Raw genomic sequence first — 478 nt, 5'->3', positions numbered from 1 at the left:
CAGCGTCTGACGAGTATACAAGACAGTTACTCTACGGTTTGGACCTTCACTGTCTATGAGGAAGGTGTTAAGAATTCGGAGATTTCGATATCAGCAAAGCTCGAGATGGAGATGTCTTCCAGTATCGGATAACCGGTCCGCTGGACTGCCCGGTACACGCCGACTGCCAACGGATCACTGGCGACGAGTACCGCGGTGACATCCCGATGTTCAGACAGTTGCTCCCCTAGCCGAAGTCCTTCGAGTGTTTTCCATTCGCAAAGCAGACCGTATATATGCTCAGACAATTCTTTTTGTTTCATCCAAGAGACGTACGTCTGATAGCGATCCTCTCCTTCACTCATGAACGACTCACCGCTTTGATTCATGATGACACGATGACCACCGATGAACGCGATCTGTCGATGACCGAGTTCATAAAAGTGCTCGAGACTCGCAATCGTCGCACGTTTAAAATCAGAATCGACGGTATCAAACC

At 49.2% G+C, this 478-nt stretch carries 1 protein-coding gene; it reads right to left on the bottom strand.

Annotated features, from left to right (window positions below):
• Nucleotides 1-53 precede the first annotated feature (53 nt).
• The coding region (locus ACZGCQ_RS16865; RefSeq protein ID WP_481266884.1) for a substrate-binding domain-containing protein at nt 54-478 on the bottom strand (425 nt) is incomplete at its 5' end.

The organism is Exiguobacterium sp. HSB13 (assembly GCF_056764755.1).
The sequence above is the reverse complement of the archived record's forward strand: the minus strand, read 5'-3'. Positions and strand labels throughout refer to the sequence as shown.